Below are 19,886 nucleotides of genomic sequence, written 5' to 3'. Positions count from 1 at the left end.
ATCTGATCGGAGATCAGGCGTTGTCGCGCTTCTCGCGGATCTTCGCCTTCTTGCCGGTGAGACCGCGCAGGTAGTAGATCTTCGCGCGGCGCACGTCGCCGCGGCTGACGCGCTCGATCTTCTCGATGACGGGCGAGTGCACCGGGAACATGCGCTCGACGCCCACCTGGAAGCTGACCTTGCGGACCGTGAAGGTCTCGCCGAGGCCCGCGCCCTGACGGCCGAGCACGACGCCCTGGAACACCTGAACGCGCGAGCGGCTGCCCTCGATGATGTTGACGTGCACCTTGACGGTGTCGCCCGGGCCGAACGCGGGGATGTCGGTGCGCAGCGAGGCTGCGTCGACGGCATCGATGATGTTCATGATGAATCGCTCTCTGCAGTCGCCACAGGTCGGCCGCGTGAAAAGGAAGAAAGAAGAGCGGTGCTCGTGAGGCGATCCTCGCGGATCCTCCCTCGACTCCCCTGTGGCAGAGTCGAAACCTGGTGCACCAACGGGCGCACCGATCACGGCACGAAGATCTATTCTGCCACATCCGGCGACCGACGCGAAACGCCGGGATCAGCGCGCACCCGGGCGGGTGCGCGACAATGGTCGGACACGCGAAAGGAATTCCATGATCGAGTTGCGCACGCCCGCGGAGATCGACGAGATGCGGCCTGCTGGCCGATTCGTCGCCGAGACGCTCAAGACCCTCCGCGGTGAGACGAAGGTCGGCACGAACCTGCTCGACATCGACCGTCGCGCCCACGAGCTGATCCGCGCCGCGGGCGCCGAGAGCTGCTACCTCGACTACGCGCCCTCGTTCGGATCCGGCCCGTTCGGCTACGTGATCTGCACCTCGATCAACGACGCCGTGCTGCACGGAAAGCCGTTCGACTACCGCATCCAGGACGGCGACCTCGTCACCCTCGACTTCGCGGTGTCCGTGAACGGCTGGGTCGCCGACTCCGCCGTCTCGTTCGTCGTCGGCACGCCGCGCGACGAGGATCTCAGGCTCATCGACACGACCGAGCGCGCCCTCGCGGCGGGTATCGCCGCCGCCCAGCCCGGCGGCAAGGTCGGCGACATCTCGGCCGCGATCGCGGAGATCGCGCACGCCGAGGGCCTGAAGATCAACACCGACTTCGGCGGCCACGGCGTCGGCCGCACGATGCACGGCGACCCGCACATTCCGAACAACGGGCGCGCTGGGCGCGGCTTTCCGCTGAAGCCCGGCCTCGTCGTCGCGATCGAGCCGTGGTTCCTGCAGACGACCGACAAGCTCATCACCGATGAGGGCGACGGCTGGACGCTCAAGAGCGCCGACGGATCCCGCGGCGCGCACAGCGAGCACACGATCGCGATCACCGCCGACGGGCCCCTGATCCTGTCGCAGGCCTAGCCGCCGATCGCGTTCATCCCTCTCGCGGGCTGGAGGAAGCTGGGGTCGTTGATCGCGTGCCCCGGCAGCTTCTTCCAGATGCAGCGCCGCAGCAGGTCTTCGATGTCGGCATCGGATCCGCCGCCGCGCAGAATCGGCACGAGGTCGAACTCGCTGTTCGAGAACAGGCAGTTGCGCATCTGACCGTCGGCCGTCAGGCGCACCCGATCGCACGCGCCGCAGAACGGCGCGGTGACCGATGCGATGACGCCAACGGTGTGCGCGGATCCGTCGAGGCGCCAGGATTCGGCGGGGGCGCCGCCCCGGCCGGGAACCGCCGTCAGCTCCCAGCGCTCGGCGAGCGCCTCGAGGATCTCGTCCCGCGTGACCATCCGCGCGCGGTCCCACGTGTGCCCCGCGTCAAGCGGCATCTGCTCGATGAACCGCATCTGGGCGCCGTGGTCGATCGCGAACTGCACGAGATCCGCCAGCTCGTCGTCGTTGACGCCCCGCATGGCGACGGCGTTGAGCTTCAGCGGCGTGAGCGCCGATTCCGATGCGGCGCGGATCCCCGCCAGCACGTCGCCCAGACGGTCGCGCCTCGTGAGGTCGGAGAACCGGTCGGCGCGGATCGTGTCGACCGAGATGTTGAGCCGGCCGAGCCCCGCGTCGATGAGCCGCGGCAGCCGCTCATCCAGGCCGATCGCGTTCGTCGTCATGGCGATCTCGACGGGCCCATCGGGGGTTTCAAGCGCCGACAGCCGGCCGATGACCTCCTCCAGGTCGCGCCGGAGCAGCGGCTCGCCGCCCGTGAGGCGGAACGTCGAGATGCCGAGCGACGCGGCGATTCGCGCCACGCGTTCGATCTCGACGGTGCCCAAGATGCTCTGCCGGGCGAGCCACTCGTTGCCCTGTTCGGGCATGCAGTAGGTGCAGCGCAGCGAGCACCGGTCAGTGAGCGAGATCCGCAGGTCGCGGTGCACGCGCCCGAACCGGTCGACGAGCGGCCCGGATCCCGGCGCATCGGCGAATGCGAGATCCGCGCGCTCTGCCAGGACGATCGGGACGGCTGTCATCTCCCCACCGTAAGCCCCTGCGCGCCCGCCGGCTCGCGCGTGAGTACTCTCGAATCATGTCTCTCCCCCCGCTCGTGGCACCCGCGGACCGCCTCTCGGGCGCCGAAGCGGCGCGCACCGCCCGCCACGCCGCGCTCTATCCGCTCGGCGAGATCGGGCAGCGCCGGCTGCGCGCCGCACACGTCGCGATCGTCGGCGCCGGCGGCCTCGGATCCCCCGCCGTCCTCGCGCTCGCCGCCGCGGGCGTGGGCAGGATCACCGTCATCGACGACGATGTGGTCGAGCACTCCAACCTGCAGCGCCAGGTGATCCACCGCGTGCGCGACGTGGACGCCCCGAAGGTCGACAGCGCGGTCCGAGCGGCCGCCGACCTCGCCCCCGAGTGCACCGTCGCGGCCGTCGCGAGAAGGCTCACCGCCGACAACGCCGCGGAGGTGCTGAGCGGGGCCGACCTCGTGCTCGACGGCACCGACTCGTTCGACACCCGCCTCCTCGTCGCGGCCGCCTGCGAGAGCCTCGGCGTGCCCCTCGTGTGGGGCGTCGTGCAGGAGTTCCACGCGCAGGTCACGGTCTTCTGGTCGGCGCCGCCCGCGGGCACGACCGCGACGAGGCTCAGCGACCTGTACCCCGCCGGGTCGGCCGGCGACCTCCCGAGCTGCGCCGACGTCGGCGTGCTCGGCGCGCTCGTGATGCACGTCGGATCGATCATGGCGACGCAGGCGATCCTGCTGATCACCGGTATCGGCGAGCCGCTCGTCGGGCGCATCGCCCTCGTCGATGCGCTGCGCGGCACCACGCGCGAGGTGCCGCTCACGGGATCCTCGGGCCGCCCGGGCGCGGCGTCTCCCGAGCCCGTCGAGATCCGCGCGGCCGACCTGATACCCGACACGATGCTCCTCATCGACGTGCGCGCGGCGGGCGAGCGGGAGAGATCGGGCGTTACCGGCGCGATGGCGCTGCCTCTCCCCGAGATCCTGCGCGACCCGCGCGCGGCTGCCGAGCGGATCAGCGAACGCGCCGCGGGCCGCGACATCGTCACCGTCTGCGCGGCTGGCGTCCGTTCGGCGCGCGCGACGGCCGTGCTCGCGCGGGAGGGCCTCAGAACCCGGTCGCTCGCCGGCGGAATCGCGGCCTGGAACGCGCTCGGATCCGCGGATCCGGCCGGCGATCGCGCGGGCGCATGAGCGCGCTCGTCCCGATCGGCGAGCATCGCGAGCGGATCCTCGCGGCCGTCTCACGCCTCGGCTCCGAGGAGCTGCCGGTCACCGGCGCCGAGGGCCGCACGCTCGTCGCCGATGCGCTCTCCCTTCTCGATATCCCCGCCTTCGACAACTCGGCGATGGACGGGTTCGCGGTGCGCTTCGATGACGTCAAGGCCGGTGGTGCGACGCTGCGGGTCGTCGCGGACGTGCCCGCCGGATCCGCGGACGATCCCCGCCTCGCCGCGGGAGACGCGGCGAGGATCATGACGGGCGCGCCGGTACCGACAGAAGCCGATGCGATCGTGCCGTTCGAGGACACGGCGGGCGGCCTGGCCGACTCGCTCGGATCCATCCGCGTCACGCGCGCACCCCGCGCCCGCGGCGCGCACATCCGGCGTCGCGCGGAGGATCTCGCGGCGGGCGACATCGCCCTTCCGGCCGGCCGGCCGCTCGGCCCCCTCCAGATCTCCTCGCTCATCGCTTCCGGGGTGACCTCCGTCGCGGTCGCGCGCCGACCCCGCGTCGCCGTCGTCTCGACCGGCGCGGAACTCACCGCGCCCGGTGTCGTGCCGGGCGCCAGCGAGATCCCCGACTCGAACTCGACCCTGCTCGAACGCCTGTGCGCCCAGGCCGGCGCCGAGGTCGTCGTCAGAGCGCACGTCGGCGATGATCCCGCAGAGCTGCTCGAGCGGCTGGAGCACACGGCGGCCGACGTCGTGATCACCTCGGGCGGCGTCAGCGCCGGCGCGTACGAACCCGTCAAGCTCGCGCTCGATAAGCGGATCCGCTTCGACCGGGTCGCGATGCAGCCCGGCAAACCGCAGGCGTTTGGCGTGCTGGAAGACGGCGCGCTGTTCTTCGGCCTCCCCGGCAACCCCGTGAGCGTCGCGGTGTCGTTCGAGATGTTCGTGCGGCCCGCACTGCTCGCGCTCCAGGGGCGCGCCCAGATCGATCGGCCGCGCGGGAGGTTCCCGGCGACCGAGGGCTGGCGCACGCCCGTCGGCCGCACGCAGGTCATCCCCGTCGCGTGGGACGGCGCGGGCGTGCGCCCCGCGACCGCGGGGGGTTCCGGATCCCACCTCGCCGGCGGCCTCGGGCTCGCCGACGCCTACGCGATCGTCGACGCCGAGACGGCGTTCGTCGCGCCGGGCGACGTCGTGGATGTCATGCTGTTCGCATGAGCACTTTCACCCACCTCGATGCCTCCGGCCATGCCCGCATGGTCGACGTCACGCAGAAACAGCCGACGGTCCGCGCCGCCACGGCGCGCGGATTCGTGCGCGCAGCCGCCTCGACGATCGCGGCGCTGCGCGACGGATCCGTGCCCAAGGGGGACGTGCTCGCCGTGGCGCGCGTCGCGGGGATCCAGGCCGTGAAGCGCACGCCCGAGCTCCTGCCGCTCGCGCACGTGATCGGCGTGCACGGGGCGAGCGTCGATCTGCGCGTCGACGACGACGGCGTCTTCATCGAGGCGACGTGCCGGACCGCCGACCGCACGGGGGTCGAGATGGAGGCCATCACGGCCGTCACGGTCGCGGCGCTCGCCGTGCTCGACATGGTCAAGGGCATCGATCGCACGGCGCTCATCGAGAGCGCCCGCATCGTGAAGAAGACGGGCGGTCGCAGCGGCGACTGGGTCCGCGACGGAGAGGGGTTCTGATGGCCGAGCATCTGCCTCCCGAGGCGCTCGACGAGTGGACGCGCGCCGCCTGCGCCGAGCTCGGGCTGAGCCCCGCCGACGTCGATATCGCGCTCGTGCTCGACCTCGCCCGCGACGTCGCACACGGGGTTGCCCGCCCCGCGGCGCCGCTCACGGCCTTCCTCGCGGGCCTCGCGGCCGGGCGCGACGGCGACGCGGCCGGGGCGATATCCCGGGTCACGGCGCTCGCGAAGGGGTGGAACGCATGACGACGGTTCGCTACTTCGCGGCCGCTGAGGAGGCCGCCGGCCTCGCCTCCGAGCGGCGCACGGAGCCGACGCTCGACGCGCTCCGCCTCGGCATCGTCGCCGACCACGCGGGTCTTGCCGGCATCCTGCCGCGCTGCGCCGTGCTCGTCGACGGATCCCGTCACGACGACGACGTCGCGCTCTGCGGATCCGAGACGATCGACGTGCTGCCGCCGTTCGCGGGCGGGTGAGCGTCAGGCGTGATCCTCGCCGCTGAGCTGCGCGAGCGCGTGCGGCGCGACGCGGAGGATCAGCGGCATCGACTCGGTGACCGCCCGCGGGGATCCGGGCAGATTCACGACGAGCGCATCGCCCGACGCGCCCGCGACGCCTCGGGACAGCAGCGCGCCGGGCGCCTCGGATCCGAGCGCGCGCAGGGCGTCCGAGATCCCGGGGATCTCGCGGTCGATGACCTCGCGCGTGCCCTCGGGGGTCTCATCGCGCGGGGCGATGCCCGTACCTCCCGTCGTGACGACGAGGCGCGCGCCCGATGCGATCGCCGCGCGGATGGCGCCTGAGACGCTCGCGGATCCGTCGGGGACGACGCGGAGATCCGCCTGCCATCCCTGGTCGGCGAGCGCCTGAACCGCCGCGGGTCCCGCGAGATCCTCGCGCTGCCCCGCGAAGGAGCGGTCGCTCACGGTGATGACGGCGGCGCGGATCACTCGGGGCGATCCAGCAGGTCGGGGCGGCGCTCGCGCGTGCGCTCGAGCGACTGGTCGCGGCGCCAGTCGGCGATCTTCGCGTGGTGGCCGCTGAGCAGCACGTCGGGCACGGTGAGGCCGCGCCATTCGGCCGGCTTGGTGTAGATCGGGTACTCGAGCATGCCGAGCTCGTGCGATTCCTCGACGAGGCTCTCGGGGTTGCCGACGACGCCGGGGATGAGCCGACCGATCGCCTCGATCATGGCCATCGACGCCACCTCGCCGCCGTTGAGCACGTAATCGCCGATGCTCACCTGCCGTACGCGCCCGCGGGAGGCGTAGTGGTCGAGCACGCGCTGGTCGATGCCCTCGTAGCGGCCGCACGCGAACACGAGGTGGCTCTCCTCGGCGAGCTCGCGCGCCGTGGACTGGGTGAACACCTCGCCGGACGGGGTCGGTACGACGAGCACCGAGTCGTCGCCGAGGATCTCGTCGAGCGCCTCGCCCCACGGCTCGGGCTTCATCACCATGCCGGCCCCGCCGCCGTACGGCGTGTCGTCGACGGTGCGGTGGCGATCGTGGGCGTGATCGCGGAGGTCCTTGACGCGCAGGTCGAGCACTCCGGATTCGCGCGCCTTGCCGATGAGCGAGACATCGAGGACATCGAAGAAGGACGGGAAGATGGTCACGATATCGATGCGCACCCCCCGATGCTATTCCTCATTTCTGGCACGTCTCTTCATCTGGCAGATGAAGAGACGTGCCAGAAATGAAGGTTTGGGGGGTCAGACCGCCGAGTAGGCCACGATTCCTCGGCGCACCGCGTCCAGGGACCGGCGAGCCGTGCGGGAGAGGTCGCCCTCGGCGACCATCGAGATCTGGTCGAGCAGGTCGATCGTCTGCTTCGTCCAGCGCACGAAGTCGCCGGCGGCCATGTCAGCCGCGCCGAGCACGCGATCGAGCAGCTGGCCGTTCGCCCACATGTGCATCGCCTGCGCCAGGCCCGGCGCGATCGGCGATGTGCCGGGCAGCCGGTGCTGCTGCTCGAGGTCATCGAGATCGGCCCACAGCCGGTCGGTCGCGTCGAGGGCATCGCGGAACGGTCCGCGCGGCAGCGGGCCCTCGCCCTGCTCAGTGCGCCGCGGCTCGTAGACGAGGCAGCACGCGAGCGCCGCGAGCGAGGCGGGATCGAGGCTCGTCCACAGCTCCTGCCGCAGCGACTCGGCCACGAGCAGGTCGCGGTCGCCGTAGATGCGCTTCATGCGGGCGCCCGTATCCGTCAGGGTCGCCTCGCCCTTCTCGATCGCCACGTAGTCGAGCACGACGAGCACATCGACGATCCGGTCGAACTGGCGTGCGACCGTGCCCGTGCGCGTGTCGATCTCGCGGCGCAGCTTGTCGGTGCGCCGCTTCAGGTGGTAGTACCGCTCGCCCCAGCGCGCGTGCTTCTCGCGGTCGGCGCACTGGTGGCAGGGGTGTCGCTGCATGTTCTTCTTCAGCCGCGCCATCTTCTGGCGCCGCTGCTCCGTGCGCGCCTTCGACGCCGAGACGTCCTTGCGCGCCTTCTTCTCGAGGTCGCTCAGCTCGCGCCGGATCCCCGCATACTCGGCGAAGTCGCCCAGGTGGCAGGTCATCGCCTCGAGGTACCCGTCGAGCGATTCCTCGGCCCGCTTGACCTCCCGCGCGATGTCGACCACCGCGCGGTCGGCCTGGAACTGCGCGAACGACGACTCGAGGATGTCGCGCGCGGCGGGCCGGCCGTACTGGTCGATGAGGTTCACGGCCATGTTGTACGTCGGCCGGAACGACGAGTTCAGCGGGTAGGTGCGGCGCGAGGCGAGCGAGGCCACCGCCTCGGGGTTCATGCCGTCCGACCAGTGCACGACCGCGTGTCCCTCGACATCGATTCCGCGCCGGCCCGCGCGGCCCGTCAGCTGCGTGTACTCCCCCGACGTGATCGGCGCCCTCGTCTCGCCGTTGAACTTCTCGAGCTTCTCGAGCACGACCGTGCGAGCCGGCATGTTGATGCCGAGCGCGAGCGTCTCGGTCGCGAAGACGACCTTCACGAGCTTCTTCTGGAAGAGCTCCTCAACGACCTCCTTGAACGCCGGGAGGAGGCCCGCGTGGTGCGCCGCGATGCCGCGCTCGAGGTCCCTCGACCACTCGTAGAAGCCCAGCACGCCCAGGTCCTCGTCCTGCAGCGCCGCCGTGCGCTCGTGCACGATGCGGCGGATCTCGCTGCGCTCCTCGGGCGTCGTGACGCGGATCCCCGCGTGCCGCGTCTGCACGACCGCCTGGTCGCACCCGACGCGGCTGAAGATGAAGAAGATCGCGGGCAGCAGGTGCTGGCGATCCAGCAGCTCGATCGCGCGGGCGCGGTCGAGCCGTCCGCCCCCGCGCGGCGGCCGGACGACCTGCTTTCCCCGCCCCCGGCCGCGGTGGTGACCGCCGCCGCCCGAGCTCAGCCCCGGGCCCATGCGCAGGAGCTCGCGGTTCACGTCGGTGCCGCGGCCGTCGAACAGGGGCACCAGCTCGCCGCGGGCGAGCACGTGCTGCTCGAGCGGCACGGGCCGGATCTCCGAGACGATGACCTCGGTGCCGCCGCGCACGGTGCCGATCCAGTCGCCGAACTCCTCGGCGTTCGACACCGTCGCCGACAGCCCCACGAGCCGAACGCTCTGCGGGAGGTGGATGATGACCTCCTCCCACACCGCGCCGCGGAACCGGTCCGCGAGGTAGTGCACCTCGTCCATGACGACGTAGCGGAGGTCGTCGAGGGCGCCCGATCCGGCGTAGATCATGTTGCGCAGGACCTCGGTCGTCATCACGACGACGCGCGCGTGCGAGTTGATGTTCGTGTCGCCGGTGAGCAGGCCGACGTTGTCGGCGCCGTACACCTCCTGCAGCTCGCGGAACTTCTGGTTCGACAGCGCCTTCATGGGCGTCGTGTAGAACGCCTTGTCGCGCGCGGAGGCCATCGCGAGGTGGATCGCGAACTCGCCGACGATCGTCTTCCCCGCCCCCGTCGGGGCGGCCACGAGCGCGCTCGATCCGCGCTCGAGCGCGCGGCAGCCCTCGAGCTGGAACGGATCGAGGTCGAAGCGCTGCGCGCGAGCGAACGCCGCCGTCTCGGGGTAGTCGCGCTCGGCGCGCGCCTCGGCGTAGTTTTCAGCGGGCGTCGCGGAGCTCATTCCCCCATCTCACCACGGCGGGTCACGCTCCGGTGGATCCGAGGTTCTCCCGCAGCGTGCGGCCCGTCCATTCCGTGCGGTACGAGCCGCGGTTCTGCAGCTCGGGCACGACCTCGTCGACGAAGCGATCGAGGCCGGTCGGAGTGATCGACGGAATGATCATGAACCCGTCGCTCCGGCGCTCCTGCACCGACTCGTCGATGATCTGCGCGACCTCGGACGCGGTTCCCACCAGCGGCGAGCGACGCGTCGTCGTCGCGACCACGACGGCACGTGCGGTCAGGCCCTCTGCCTCGGCCCGCTCGATGAGCTCGGCCGCCTGCGCGCGATTGTCCGTGTGTACCTTCGCGCGCCCCGCCGACAGCTCCACGCCCTCGACGACGTCGCCGATCGGCGGCAGCGCGCCCTCGGCGTCGAAGCCCTCGAAGCGGCGGCCCCAGATCGTCTCGATCTGGCGCACCGCGGTCGCGGGGCTCACCTGATCCCACCGGTCGCGCTCGGCCTGCTCGAGCGCCTCCTCGTGCGTGTCGCCGAGGGCGAACCCGGTGCCGGGCAGGATCTTGAGCGCGTCGTCCGCGCGGCCGTGCGCCGTGAGCCGGCGACGCATATCGGCCGCGAAGTCCTCCGCGGCGGGACCGGCGGCGAACGGCGAGAAGATCGCGTCGGCGTAGCGGGCGGCGATCTCGCGCCCCTCGGGCGACACACCGGCCTGCATCACGACCGGGCGGCCCTGCGGGGTCGGCGGAACGGTCGGCCGGGCGGCGATGTCGAAGAACTCGTCCGACACGCGCACCTCTTCGCCCGTTCCCGCCGCGTCCCACAGCGCGAACACGGCGTCGGTGAACGACTCGGCCCGCGCGTAGCGGTCGTCGTCGGCGAGGAAGCCGCCCCGGCGGAAGTTCGCCCCGAAGAAGGCGCCGTGGCTCGTGACGAGGTTCCACGCGGCGCGCCCGTTCGACAGCGCGTCGAGCGTTGCGAGCTGGCGCGCGAACTCCGCCGGCTCGTTGAAGGTCGTGCTGAGCGTCGCGACGAGCCCGATGTGCGAGGTCTGGCGCGCCACCTGCGCGAGCTGCACGAGCGTGTCGGGGCGGCCGACGACGTCGAGGTCGTGGATCTCGCCCGCATGCTCGCGCAGGCGCAGCCCCTCGGCGAGGAACATGAGGTCCATGAAGCCGCGCTCGGCGGTGCGGGCGAGGTGCGCGAACGAGGCCGGGTCGATCTGGCTGCCCGATTCCGGGCGCGTCCAGATCGTCGTCGCGTTGACGCCCGGGAAGTGCGCCCCGAGGTGAACCTGGCGCTTCGTCATCGGGTCGTTCCTTCCGGTGCCGCGTATCTGCTGGCGGGCCGTTCGAGCCCGATTCTCTCGCGCAGCGTGCGCGCGGATCCGCGGGCCCCGGCGATCGCGCGTGCGGCGCGCGCGTTCGCGGCGGCGGATCCGGTCAGCACGACGCCGTCGGCGCCCGACGCCGCGCGCACGAACGCGGCCCACGCCGCGAACTGCTCGTCGTCGGAGCGCGCGTGCGGGGCGGCGATCACGCTCTCGGGATCGAGATCGACCAGCACCCGCACGGGGCGGGCGCCGGCGAGCTCCCGCACGCGGCGGGCGGTCTCCCCCGCGCGCGGACCCGAAACGCGCACGATGTCGGCCTCGGCGGCCGCGACCTCGAGCGATGAATCGTCGAGCGCCGCCTCGACGATCACGGGGATCTGGCCCTGCGGCGAGCGCGGCACGATCGAGGGGCCCTTGACGCTGAACCACTCGGTCTCGACGTCGACGTAGTGCACGCGGCCGGCGTCGATGAACCGACCGGTCGACTCATCACGGATCTCGGCGTCGTCCTCCCACGAGTCCCACAGACGGCGCGACGTGTCGATGACCGCGGCCGCCTCCGCCCAAGCGGTCTCGGATTCGGGCGCGGGGCGGCGTCCGACGGCGGAAGCCTCTGCCGCCGTCTCCGAGACGCCGACGAGCCAGCCGGCGCGGCCGGCCGAGCTCCAGTCGAGGCTCTGGATCGCCTTGGCGACGTTGAACGGTTCGGTGTGCGTGACGCGCACGCGCGGCGCGACCGCGATCCGGGGCGCCTCGGTGACGGCCGCGGCCGCGACGAGCGGCGCGTCGAGCGAGGATCCGCCCGCGCCGTCGAGCGTGCCGTCATCGACGAGCGCGAGGTCGGCGCCCGCCTCGTCGAGCGCGGTGATCGTCGAGAGCACGCCGTCAACGGATCCGTCCTGCCGCACCTCGGCCGCCACGATCGGCGACACGAGGTTCTTGACGTAGCAGCGGCTGAGGATCGTGTCGCCCGCGTACGGGCCGAACGGGGTCACGGGGATCCACCCCTCGCGCTCGTACAGCGCCATGGCCTGCGGCTGCTCGCTGCCGGTCTGCAGGAACAGCTCGCGGAAGCCCTCCTCGCTCGCCGCCTGCTCGATCGCGGTCATCAGCGCGACCGCGACGCCGAGGCGGCGGCCGCGCTCGTGCACGAAGAGCCGCTTGACCTCGCCGAAGTCGCCGGTGCGCTTGAGGGCGACCGTGCCGACGGGCTCGCCGCCGGACGTCGCGATGAGGGTGACGAGGATCGTGTCGGTGTCGACCTCGACGCGCGGCACCTGATCGCGCACGTGCGCGTAGCGCGGCTGGATCTCGGCGTCCATCTGGTCGCGGAACGCGGTGACGTGCTCGTCGAACCAGTCGGTGCGGGTGATCTGAACGCTCATCGGCGTGCGGCCTCCAGGTCGTGATGGGCCTCGGAGATCGATCGCGCGGCCTGTCTCAGCGTATCGGCGTCGTGGCGCGCGAACGTCAGGCGGATCCGCGCGAGCGTGTCGGCCGTCGCGGTCCCCGCGGGCGAGAACTGGCTTCCCGGATTCACGAGGATTCCGCGGTTCGCGAGGTGCTCGGCGAGCTCGTCCGCGCCGACCCGGTTCAGCCTGACCCAGGCGAAGAGGCCGCCCTCTGGGGTTGCCACGTCGATCGCGTCGCCGAGGCCGTCGCGCAGCCCGCCGATGAGCGCCTCGGCCCGCACGGCGTACTCGGCGGTCGCGCGGCGAGCGATCTCGTCGAACCGGCCGCGGCGCGCCGCGATCTCGGCGACGATCTCCTGAATGAGGCTCGACGGGTGCTGGTCGGTGCGCGCGCGGATGTCGACCGCGCCCGGGTACGCCCACTCGGGCAGCACGAGCCAGCCCACGCGCAGCCCCGGCCCGAGCACCTTCGAGAACGTGTTCGCGTGGATGACGCGATCGCTCGCCGGGTCGAGGTCGGGGATGACTTCCCCCGCCCACCGCAGCGTCGCGTACGGGTTGTCGGAGACGACGACGAAGCCGTAGCGCTCCGCGAGCTCGACGAGGCGCACGCGGCGCTCCGGGGCGAGCACGGCGCCAGAGGGGTTCTGGAAGTCGGGCACGACGTACACGGCCGCCGGGCGCAGACCGGCCGACAGCTTCGCCTCGAGCGCGTCGACGTCGAGCCCGTGCGCGTCGGTCGGCACCGTCTCGACGACGGCGCCCGTGAGCTGGGCGACCGACAGCGCGAGCGGGTACAGCGGGCTCTCCACGACGAGCACGTCGCCGGGGTTGACCGTGGACTGCAGCGACACCGAGATCGCGTGCAGGGCACCGTTCGTGATGAACACGCGCGACGGATCGACGCCCTCGCGAGCCGCGATCCATTCGCGCAGCTCGAGGCTGCCGGGTCGCGCCGCGTAGTCGAGCGCCCGCGCGCGACGAACAGGATCCGCGATCACGGCCGCCGTGGCGTCAGCGATCTCGTCGGCAGGCAGGAGACCGACGTCCGGCGATCCGCTCGTGAGCGCGACGGATCCCTCAGGCGGCACGCCCAACACCCGCCCGAAGGTCGTCGGCGCCGTAAGGCCGCGCACGCGGTCGGCAAGCTGCAGGGTGTGGTTCGTCATGCGGGAACCTCGTGTCTCGTCAGAACGGTCGTCGTGTGGTCCTCGGAGAGGAAGCCGTCGGGCGCGAGCAGCCCGTGCGGGTCGAACACGGCCTTGAGGCGGCGCTGCAGCGCGAGCTGCGCCTCGCCCAGCTCGTCGGCCAGCCACGGGCGCTTCGCGCGGCCGATGCCGTGCTCGCCGGACAGCGTCCCCCCGAGGTCGAGGGCGCGGCGCACGAGGGCATCGGCCGCCCGCACGAGCCGCTCCGGGGGCTCGGTCTCGCCCGGCTGCTGCGGCGTGAACACGGTGGGGTGCAGGTTGCCGTCGCCGGCGTGCGCGACGACCTCGGTCGACACCCCGAACTCGGCGCCGATCTCGCGCAGCGCGGCGAGCGCGGGCACGACCTGCGATCGCGGCACCGCCATGTCCTCGCCGATCTTCCATGTGCCGGGCCGCGATCCCCTGCCCGAGCGGCGCAGCTCCGCGTATCGCAGCCCGTCCTCCGGGGACAGCACCTCGGGCGCGAGGCCGTCGGCCGCGAGCGCGCGCGTGATCTCGTCGATCTCGACGTCGGCGCCGGGCCCATCGGTGCTCACGAGCACGAGGGCGTCGCCGTGCCGGCGCTCGAGGTCGGTGCCGAGGTTCTCGTCGATGTTCTGCAGCGCGCCGCGGTCGATCAGCTCGACGCCCGACGGACGCACGCCGGATCCCGTCGCCGCGCGGATCGCCCGGCCCGCCTCATCGAGGTTCGCCGCCGACACGATCAGCGAGCGCTCGCGGGCGGGCGCCGGCACGAGGCGCAGCGTCGCGCCCACGACGATGCCGAGGGTTCCCTCGCTGCCGACGAAGAGCGCGGTGAGGTCGAGCCCGGTCACGCCCTTGACGGCGCGGTGACCGGTCGAGAGCAGCTCGCCGTCGGCGAGCACGACGTCGAGGGCGAGCACCGCGTCGCGCGTCACCCCGTACTTCACGCAGCGCAGGCCGCCGGCGCCCGTGGCGATGTTTCCGCCGATCGAGCTGCGCGCGCTCGAGGCCGGATCGGGCGCGTACATGAGGCCGTGCTGCCGCGCCGCGGCGTCGATCCGGGCCGTGATCGCGCCCGGTCCGACGACGGCGACCTGGTCGTCCGGATCGACCGCGATGGCGTCGAGGCGCTCGGTCGAGAGCACGATGCCTCCCGGCGTCGCGATGGCGCCCCCGGACAGGCCTGTTCCCGCGCCGCGCACGACGATGGGCGTGCGGAGGGACGTGGCGACGCGCGCGACGGCCTGCACGGCCGCGACCGAGCGCGGCGCGACCACGGCCGCCGCGGGCGACGCGGGCGCCACGCCCGTCTCGTCCGTCTGGTATCGGTCGTCGACCGGCAGGATCTCGTCGGGCCCGAGCACGCCCCGCAGCGCGCTCAGAACCGCGCTCACGAGGCCACCACCTCGGGCAGCGCGTCGACGAGCCGACGGGTGTAGGCCTCGCGCGGCCGCAGGAACACGTCGTCGACGTCGCCGTGCTCGACGATTCGGGCATCCTTCATGACGATGACCCTATCGGCCACGTGATGCACGACGCCGAGGTCGTGCGAGACGAACACGAGCGACATGCCCCGCTCCGCTTGGATCTCCGCGAGCAGGTCAAGCACCTGCGCCTGCACCGAGACGTCGAGCGCGCTCGTGGGCTCGTCGCACACGAGCACGAGCGGATCCGGCGCGAGCGCCCGCGCGATCGCGACGCGCTGCCGCTGGCCGCCGGACAGCGAGCGCGGGTGGCGTTCGAGCACGGCGGCCGGCAGCCCGACGCGGTCGAGCAGCCACTCGGCGCGCTCCCGCGCGGCGCGCCCCGTGAGCCCCGTCGCCCTCGTCGACTCGGCGATCACGCGCGCGACGTCCCAGCGCGGGTCGAACGAGCTCAGCGGATCCTGCGAGATGAGCTGCACCGCACGGCGCCGGCGGCGGCGATCCCGTTCGGGCAGCGGCGCCCACGCCTCGCCCTCGAGCCGTACCTCGCCCGCATCGGGATCCGTGAGGCCGAGCAGCAGGTTCACGACCGTCGACTTGCCGGATCCCGACTCGCCGACGATGCCGAGGGTCTCGCCCCGCGCGAGGTCGAGCGACACGTCGTCGACCGCGACGCTGCGCCGGAACGCCTTCTTCAGCCCCGTGGCCTCCAGCACGATCTCCCCGCGGTCGATCGTCCGCAGAGGAAGCGGCTCGCGCGCCGCCTTGCCGCCGTCGTCCGCGCGGGACAGCCGCAGGCCGCGCGAGTCGGCCGACGGGACCGCCGCGATCAGCCGTCGCGTGTACTCGGTCGTGGGGGCGCCGAGCACCTCGTGCGCCGGGCCCTGTTCGACGACGACGCCGTCCTTCATCACGATGACGTGGTCGGCGATCCCCGCGACGACGGCGAGGTCGTGCGAGATCAGAAGCAGCCCGCTGCCCGCGTCCACGCGGCGCCGCAGCGTGTCGAGCACCTGCCGCTGCACCGTCACGTCGAGCGCCGTGGTGGGCTCGTCCGCGATGATCAGCCGCGGGTTCGCCGCGATCGCCGCGGCGATGAGCGCGCGCTGGCGCAGCCCGCCCGACAGCTCGTGCGGGTGCTGGTCGATGCGCTCGTCCGCGCGGGGCACGCCCACCTGTTCGAGCAGCTCGATCGCGCGGGCGCGCGACGCCTGGCGCGGCACGATGTGGTGGGTGTGCAGCACCTCCGCGATCTCGGCGCCGACCGTGCGCAGCGGATCGAGCGAGACGAGCGCGTCCTGCAGCACCATGCCGATCTGCCCGCCGCGCACGCGGCGCCAGTCGGTCTCGCTGAAGGATCGCGCATCGCGCCCGCCGATGTCGATCAGGTCGGCCGAGACCCGTCCGTTCGGGCCCTCGAGCCCGAGGAGGGTGCGCGCGGTGACCGACTTGCCGGATCCCGATTCCCCCACGATCGCGACGCACTGTCCGGGCAGGACCGAGAACGTCACGCCGCTCACGACCGTCGTGCGCGGTGCGCGCTTCACCGGCGCGCCGAAGCTCACCGAGAGGTTCTCGACGGCGACGAGGGGGTCGAGGCTCACGAGAATCTCCTGTCCGCGACGTGCTGGAACCAGCGGCCGACGATTGTGACGGCGATGACCGTCACGGTGATGAACAATCCGGGGAACAGTCCCGCCCACGGCGCGATGCGCAGGATGTCGCGGCCCTCGGAGAGCATGACTCCCCACTCGGGCGTCGGGGGCTGTGGCCCGAGTCCGAGGAAGCTGAGCCCGCTCACCGCGAGGATCGACGTTCCGATGTCGATCGCCGCGAGCACCGGCACCGCGGTCAGGGCGTTCGGCAGCACGTGCTCGATGAGCACCGCGGCGCGCGACCTGCCGTAGACGGCGGAGTGTGCGACGTAGTCGGTGCGGGTCACGATCATCGTCTGGCTGCGCACGACGCGGGCGTACAGCGGCATTCCGGCGATGCCGATCGCGATGGCGATATTGCCGATGCCCGGCCCGGTGAACGTCACGACGAGCATGGCGAGCAGGATCGCGGGAAGCGACGAGAACACGTCGATCACGCGGGTGAGCGCCTCGTCGAGCAGCCGCCCCACCGCGCCGCGCAGGAACGCGCCGGACAGTCCCGCGCCGATGCCGAGGATCGTGCCGCCGACCACACCGATCGCCGTGGCCGCGATGCCGATCAGGATCGAGTACCGCGCGCCGTGCACGACGCGCGAATACACGTCGCGCCCGAGCCGGTCGGTTCCGAACCAGTGCTCGCCCGACGGCCCGCGCAGGCTGTTGGCGACGTCGCTGCGGATCGGATCCCACCCCGTGAACAGCCCGGGCCACACGACGAAGAGCGCGATCAGCGCGAGCACGGCGGCCGCGGCGATGACGGTCGGCGTCGGCGCGGGCCGTCCGCCGCGGGGCTTCAGGCCGCCATCCGCGGATATCTCGACCTTCGGCCGACGCACCAGGTTCGTGACGCTCATCGCGCGCCTCCTCGCAGCCGCGGATCCGCGAGCGTGTAGAGCAGGTCGAGCAGCGTGGACACGACGACGTAGATGGCGGCCGCGAGCAGCACGACACCGATCACGACGGGAACGTCCTTGTTGCTGACGGCCTGCAGGCTGATGGATCCGATGCCGGGACGGCCGAACACGGTCTCCGTGATCACGGCGCCGCCGAGCAGGCCGCCGACGAGGCTGCCGATCACGGTCATCCCGGGCAGTGCGGCGTGGCGCAGCGCGTGGCGCCACACGACGAGCGATTCGCGCACGCCGCGCGAGCGCACGGTCACGATGAACGGCTCGGTCAGCGTGCGCTCCATCGATTCGCGCAGCACCTGGCTGAGCAGGCCCGCCGTCGGCAGAGCGAGGGTGAGCGCGGGGAGCACGAGCGAGCGCACGCTCCCGGCGCCGGCGGCCGGGAACCAGCCGAGCTGGAAGGAGAACAGGAACAGCAGGAGCAGGCCCGACCAGAACACGGGGACCGAGACGAACACGAGCTCGAGGGTCGAGAGCACCCCGCGGCGCACGCGGGCCCGGCCGACCGAGGCGGTCGAGAGCACCACGGCGATGATCACGGCGAGGATGCCGGCCGTGAGCGCGAGCACGAAGGTCGAGCCGAGCTGGTCGGCGAGGATCGCGGTGACGGGCTGGCGCTGCACGTAGGACGTGCCGAGGTCGCCGGTCGCGAGGCGGCCGAGGAACTCGACGTACTGCTGCCAGGCCGACTGATCGAGGCCCCAGTCGCGGGCGAGCGAGGCGCGCAGCTCGGCGTCGGCGAGGTCTCCCGCCAGGATGTCGATGGGCGAGCCCGGCACGAGCTGCAGCGTCCAGAACGCCGCGCTCGCCGTGAGCCACAGCACGATGACGCCCGAGATCACGCGGCGCACAAGCACCGCGAGCAGCGGGTGCACGCCCGCACGACGGGGCGCCTCGACCGCGACGGCGCTCATTCGGCGACCCACACGTCGTAGGAGCTCGCGGGTCCGTTGGTCTTCGCCTCGAAGCCCAGCCCGCCCACGCGGTCGCTCGCCGCGATCGTGTACACGGGGTGGAAGAGCGGAATGTATCGGGCGTCCGACACGACCGACTCCTGAATCTCGTCGAACACGGCCTTGCGCGCGGCGGGATCGGTCGAGCGCTTGCTCTCCTCCACGAGATCGTCGAGATCACCGGTCGCGTCGGGGTCGTCGAGGTACAGGAACCCCGCGCTCGTAAACAGGCTGCGGAACATCGTGGTCGGGTCGGCGGTCTGCAGCGTGTTCGGGTAGATCGACCACGTGCCCTTCGCGTTCTCGTCGCTGTACTGCGCCGCGGTGATGATCTGCAGGTCGAGATCCATGCCGATGTCGTCGCGCAGCGACGACTGGATCGCCTGCAGCAGGATGTCGCGCTCATCGCGCACGTACGGCTCGGGATAGCCGACCTCGATCGTCAGCCGCTCGCCGTCCTTCGTGCGGTAGCCCTGCGCGTCGCGTCCGGTCCAGCCGGCCTCGTCGAGCAGCGCATTCGCCCCGTCGACGTCGTTGCCCCACGCGCCGACGAGATCCTCGTCGAAGTACTCGTTGTCGGGGCCGAGGCTCGAGTACGCGCGCTCGACCGTGCCGAGGTACTGGCCGCGCACGATCGCGTCGAGGTCGACGCCGTCGCGGAGCGCCTGGCGCACGCGCACGTCGTCGGCGGGCGCGTGGTTGATGTTGACGTTGAGGCTGAACGCCGTTCCGGTGGACGGCCCGCGCAGGTACTGGAACCCGGGCACGTCCTCGAAGACCTGCGTGTCGGTGACCTGCACGTTCTCGATGACGTCGACCTGATCGGCGGTCAGCGCTCCCGTGCGCACGGTCGCCTCGGGCAGGAACCGGTAGACCGCCTCGTCGACGTGGGCGCGCCCCGTGTGCGCCGCATAGCCGGGCGCCCAGTCGTAGTCGTCCCGCGCGGAGAACGACACGCTCTGGCCCGGGATCCACTCGTCGATGACGAACGGACCCGTCGTGATGAGCGTCGGGTCGTCGGCGCGGCAGTGGTCGCCGCCCTGATCGAACGCCGCGGGGGCGAGGATCGACGTCCACACGTCGGACGCGGCGTCGAGGAACGCCGCATCGGGCTCGGTCAGCGTCATCTCGATCGTGTGGTCGTCGACCACGCGGCTCGACGCGTACGAGCTCAACGACGTCTTGCCGCTCAGCGTCGAGTCCTCCGCCGTGATGGCGTCGTAGTTCGTCTTCACGATCTCGGCGTCGAGTCTCGTGCCGTCGCTGAACGTGACGTCGTCGCGCAGGTGGAAGGTGTAGACCGTCTCGTCGTCAGAGATCTCCCACGACTCGGCGAGCCACGGCACGTAGCTGCCATCGAGCTGCTTGCCGACGAGCGACTCCGCGTAGTTGCGGATGATCGGGAAGGCGTTCTGCTGGCTCGAGGCGTGCGGGTCGTAGCAGTCGGGCTCGATGCTCACGCCCCACGTGACGGTGCCGCCCTCGGCGGGCGTGTCCGTCGCCGCAGGACCGGAGGCGTCACCGCAGCCCGCGAGCAGCGTCGCGGAGACGATCGCCACCGCGGCGGCGGTCGCCGTGCGGAGGATTCGTGACGTCATGGGAGGGTCC

At 72.1% G+C, this 19,886-nt stretch carries 19 protein-coding genes; 6 read left to right on the top strand and 13 right to left on the bottom strand.

Annotated features, from left to right (window positions below; all coding sequences use genetic code 11):
- Positions 1-13 precede the first annotated feature (13 nt).
- The gene (gene rplS, locus G510_RS0108230; protein WP_029153245.1) at positions 14-364 is read right to left on the bottom strand and encodes a 50S ribosomal protein L19; all 351 of its coding nucleotides are present in this window, start codon (positions 362-364) and stop codon (positions 14-16) included.
- A gap of 253 nt (positions 365-617) precedes the next feature.
- On the opposite strand from rplS, the gene map reads away from it, so the two are divergent.
- Positions 618-1,385, top strand: coding sequence for a type I methionyl aminopeptidase (map, locus tag G510_RS0108225; protein WP_029153244.1), 768 nt, complete (start codon positions 618-620; stop codon positions 1,383-1,385).
- On the opposite strand, the gene moaA is transcribed toward map, so the two are convergent.
- Entirely contained in the window at positions 1,382-2,440 is a 1,059-nt protein-coding gene (moaA, locus tag G510_RS0108220) for a GTP 3',8-cyclase MoaA (protein WP_029153243.1), read from the bottom strand. The two genes, map and moaA, sit on opposite strands and share 4 nt — an antisense overlap.
- A gap of 56 nt (positions 2,441-2,496) precedes the next feature.
- Between moaA and G510_RS0108215 the strand changes: the two genes are divergently transcribed.
- The 5 genes from G510_RS0108215 to G510_RS0108195 are packed head-to-tail and all read left to right on the top strand — an operon-like array spanning position 2,497 to position 5,780.
- A complete protein-coding gene (locus G510_RS0108215) occupies positions 2,497-3,624 on the top strand; it encodes a ThiF family adenylyltransferase (protein WP_029153242.1) in 1,128 nt (375 codons plus the stop codon).
- The gene (locus G510_RS0108210) at positions 3,621-4,823 is read left to right on the top strand and encodes a molybdopterin molybdotransferase MoeA (protein ID WP_029153241.1); all 1,203 of its coding nucleotides are present in this window, start codon (positions 3,621-3,623) and stop codon (positions 4,821-4,823) included. The genes G510_RS0108215 and G510_RS0108210 overlap by 4 nt, the downstream gene beginning before the upstream one ends.
- Positions 4,820-5,302 carry a cyclic pyranopterin monophosphate synthase MoaC gene (gene moaC, locus G510_RS0108205; protein ID WP_029153240.1) on the top strand — a complete coding sequence of 161 codons (483 nt, stop codon included), beginning with the start codon at positions 4,820-4,822 and terminating at the stop codon, positions 5,300-5,302. The genes G510_RS0108210 and moaC overlap by 4 nt, the downstream gene beginning before the upstream one ends.
- Positions 5,302-5,550, top strand: coding sequence for a DUF6457 domain-containing protein (locus tag G510_RS0108200; RefSeq protein ID WP_029153239.1), 249 nt, complete (start codon positions 5,302-5,304; stop codon positions 5,548-5,550). Before moaC ends, G510_RS0108200 begins: the two co-directional genes overlap by 1 nt.
- Positions 5,547-5,780 (top strand): MoaD/ThiS family protein, encoded by a 234-nt coding sequence (locus tag G510_RS0108195; RefSeq protein WP_029153238.1) that lies wholly within the window; start codon positions 5,547-5,549, stop codon positions 5,778-5,780. The genes G510_RS0108200 and G510_RS0108195 overlap by 4 nt, the downstream gene beginning before the upstream one ends.
- A gap of 3 nt (positions 5,781-5,783) precedes the next feature.
- Here G510_RS0108195 and G510_RS0108190 read toward each other — a convergent pair whose 3' ends face one another.
- The 11 genes from G510_RS0108190 to G510_RS0108140 form a co-directional block, all read right to left on the bottom strand.
- On the bottom strand, positions 5,784-6,254 hold the full coding sequence (locus tag G510_RS0108190) for a MogA/MoaB family molybdenum cofactor biosynthesis protein (RefSeq protein ID WP_029153237.1): 471 nt from the start codon (positions 6,252-6,254) through the stop codon (positions 5,784-5,786).
- On the bottom strand, positions 6,251-6,937 hold the full coding sequence (gene trmD, locus G510_RS0108185; protein WP_029153236.1) for a tRNA (guanosine(37)-N1)-methyltransferase TrmD: 687 nt from the start codon (positions 6,935-6,937) through the stop codon (positions 6,251-6,253). The genes G510_RS0108190 and trmD overlap by 4 nt, the downstream gene beginning before the upstream one ends.
- A gap of 81 nt (positions 6,938-7,018) precedes the next feature.
- Positions 7,019-9,424: a DEAD/DEAH box helicase gene (locus tag G510_RS0108180; protein WP_029153235.1), complete on the bottom strand. Its 2,406-nt coding sequence runs from the start codon at positions 9,422-9,424 to the stop codon at positions 7,019-7,021.
- Between the two features lie 22 nt (positions 9,425-9,446).
- On the bottom strand, positions 9,447-10,730 hold the full coding sequence (locus tag G510_RS0108175) for an LLM class flavin-dependent oxidoreductase (protein WP_029153234.1): 1,284 nt from the start codon (positions 10,728-10,730) through the stop codon (positions 9,447-9,449).
- Entirely contained in the window at positions 10,727-12,139 is a 1,413-nt protein-coding gene (locus G510_RS17535; protein WP_051216598.1) for an LLM class flavin-dependent oxidoreductase, read from the bottom strand. The genes G510_RS0108175 and G510_RS17535 overlap by 4 nt, the downstream gene beginning before the upstream one ends.
- Positions 12,136-13,335: an aminotransferase-like domain-containing protein gene (locus G510_RS0108165; RefSeq protein ID WP_029153233.1), complete on the bottom strand. Its 1,200-nt coding sequence runs from the start codon at positions 13,333-13,335 to the stop codon at positions 12,136-12,138. The genes G510_RS17535 and G510_RS0108165 overlap by 4 nt, the downstream gene beginning before the upstream one ends.
- Positions 13,332-14,732, bottom strand: a complete 1,401-nt coding sequence (locus G510_RS16025; RefSeq protein ID WP_084644276.1) for an FAD-binding oxidoreductase — start codon at positions 14,730-14,732, stop codon at positions 13,332-13,334. Before G510_RS16025 ends, G510_RS0108165 begins: the two co-directional genes overlap by 4 nt.
- Positions 14,729-16,366 (bottom strand): dipeptide ABC transporter ATP-binding protein, encoded by a 1,638-nt coding sequence (locus G510_RS0108155; protein WP_211219165.1) that lies wholly within the window; start codon positions 16,364-16,366, stop codon positions 14,729-14,731. The genes G510_RS16025 and G510_RS0108155 overlap by 4 nt, the downstream gene beginning before the upstream one ends.
- Positions 16,363-17,271 carry an ABC transporter permease gene (locus G510_RS0108150; protein WP_029153231.1) on the bottom strand — a complete coding sequence of 303 codons (909 nt, stop codon included), beginning with the start codon at positions 17,269-17,271 and terminating at the stop codon, positions 16,363-16,365. The genes G510_RS0108155 and G510_RS0108150 overlap by 4 nt, the downstream gene beginning before the upstream one ends.
- Entirely contained in the window at positions 17,268-18,239 is a 972-nt protein-coding gene (locus tag G510_RS0108145) for an ABC transporter permease (RefSeq protein ID WP_169562588.1), read from the bottom strand. Before G510_RS0108145 ends, G510_RS0108150 begins: the two co-directional genes overlap by 4 nt.
- Complete coding sequence (locus G510_RS0108140) at positions 18,236-19,876, bottom strand: ABC transporter substrate-binding protein (protein ID WP_029153229.1); 1,641 nt, start codon at positions 19,874-19,876, stop codon at positions 18,236-18,238. Before G510_RS0108140 ends, G510_RS0108145 begins: the two co-directional genes overlap by 4 nt.
- Between the last annotated feature and the right edge of the window lie 10 nt (positions 19,877-19,886).

The sequence above is a fragment of the Microbacterium gubbeenense DSM 15944 genome (assembly GCF_000422745.1).
Classification (GTDB): Bacteria; Actinomycetota; Actinomycetes; order Actinomycetales; family Microbacteriaceae; genus Microbacterium; species Microbacterium gubbeenense.
Note: the sequence above shows the minus strand (reverse complement) of the source record. Positions and strands in the feature narration are given on the sequence as shown.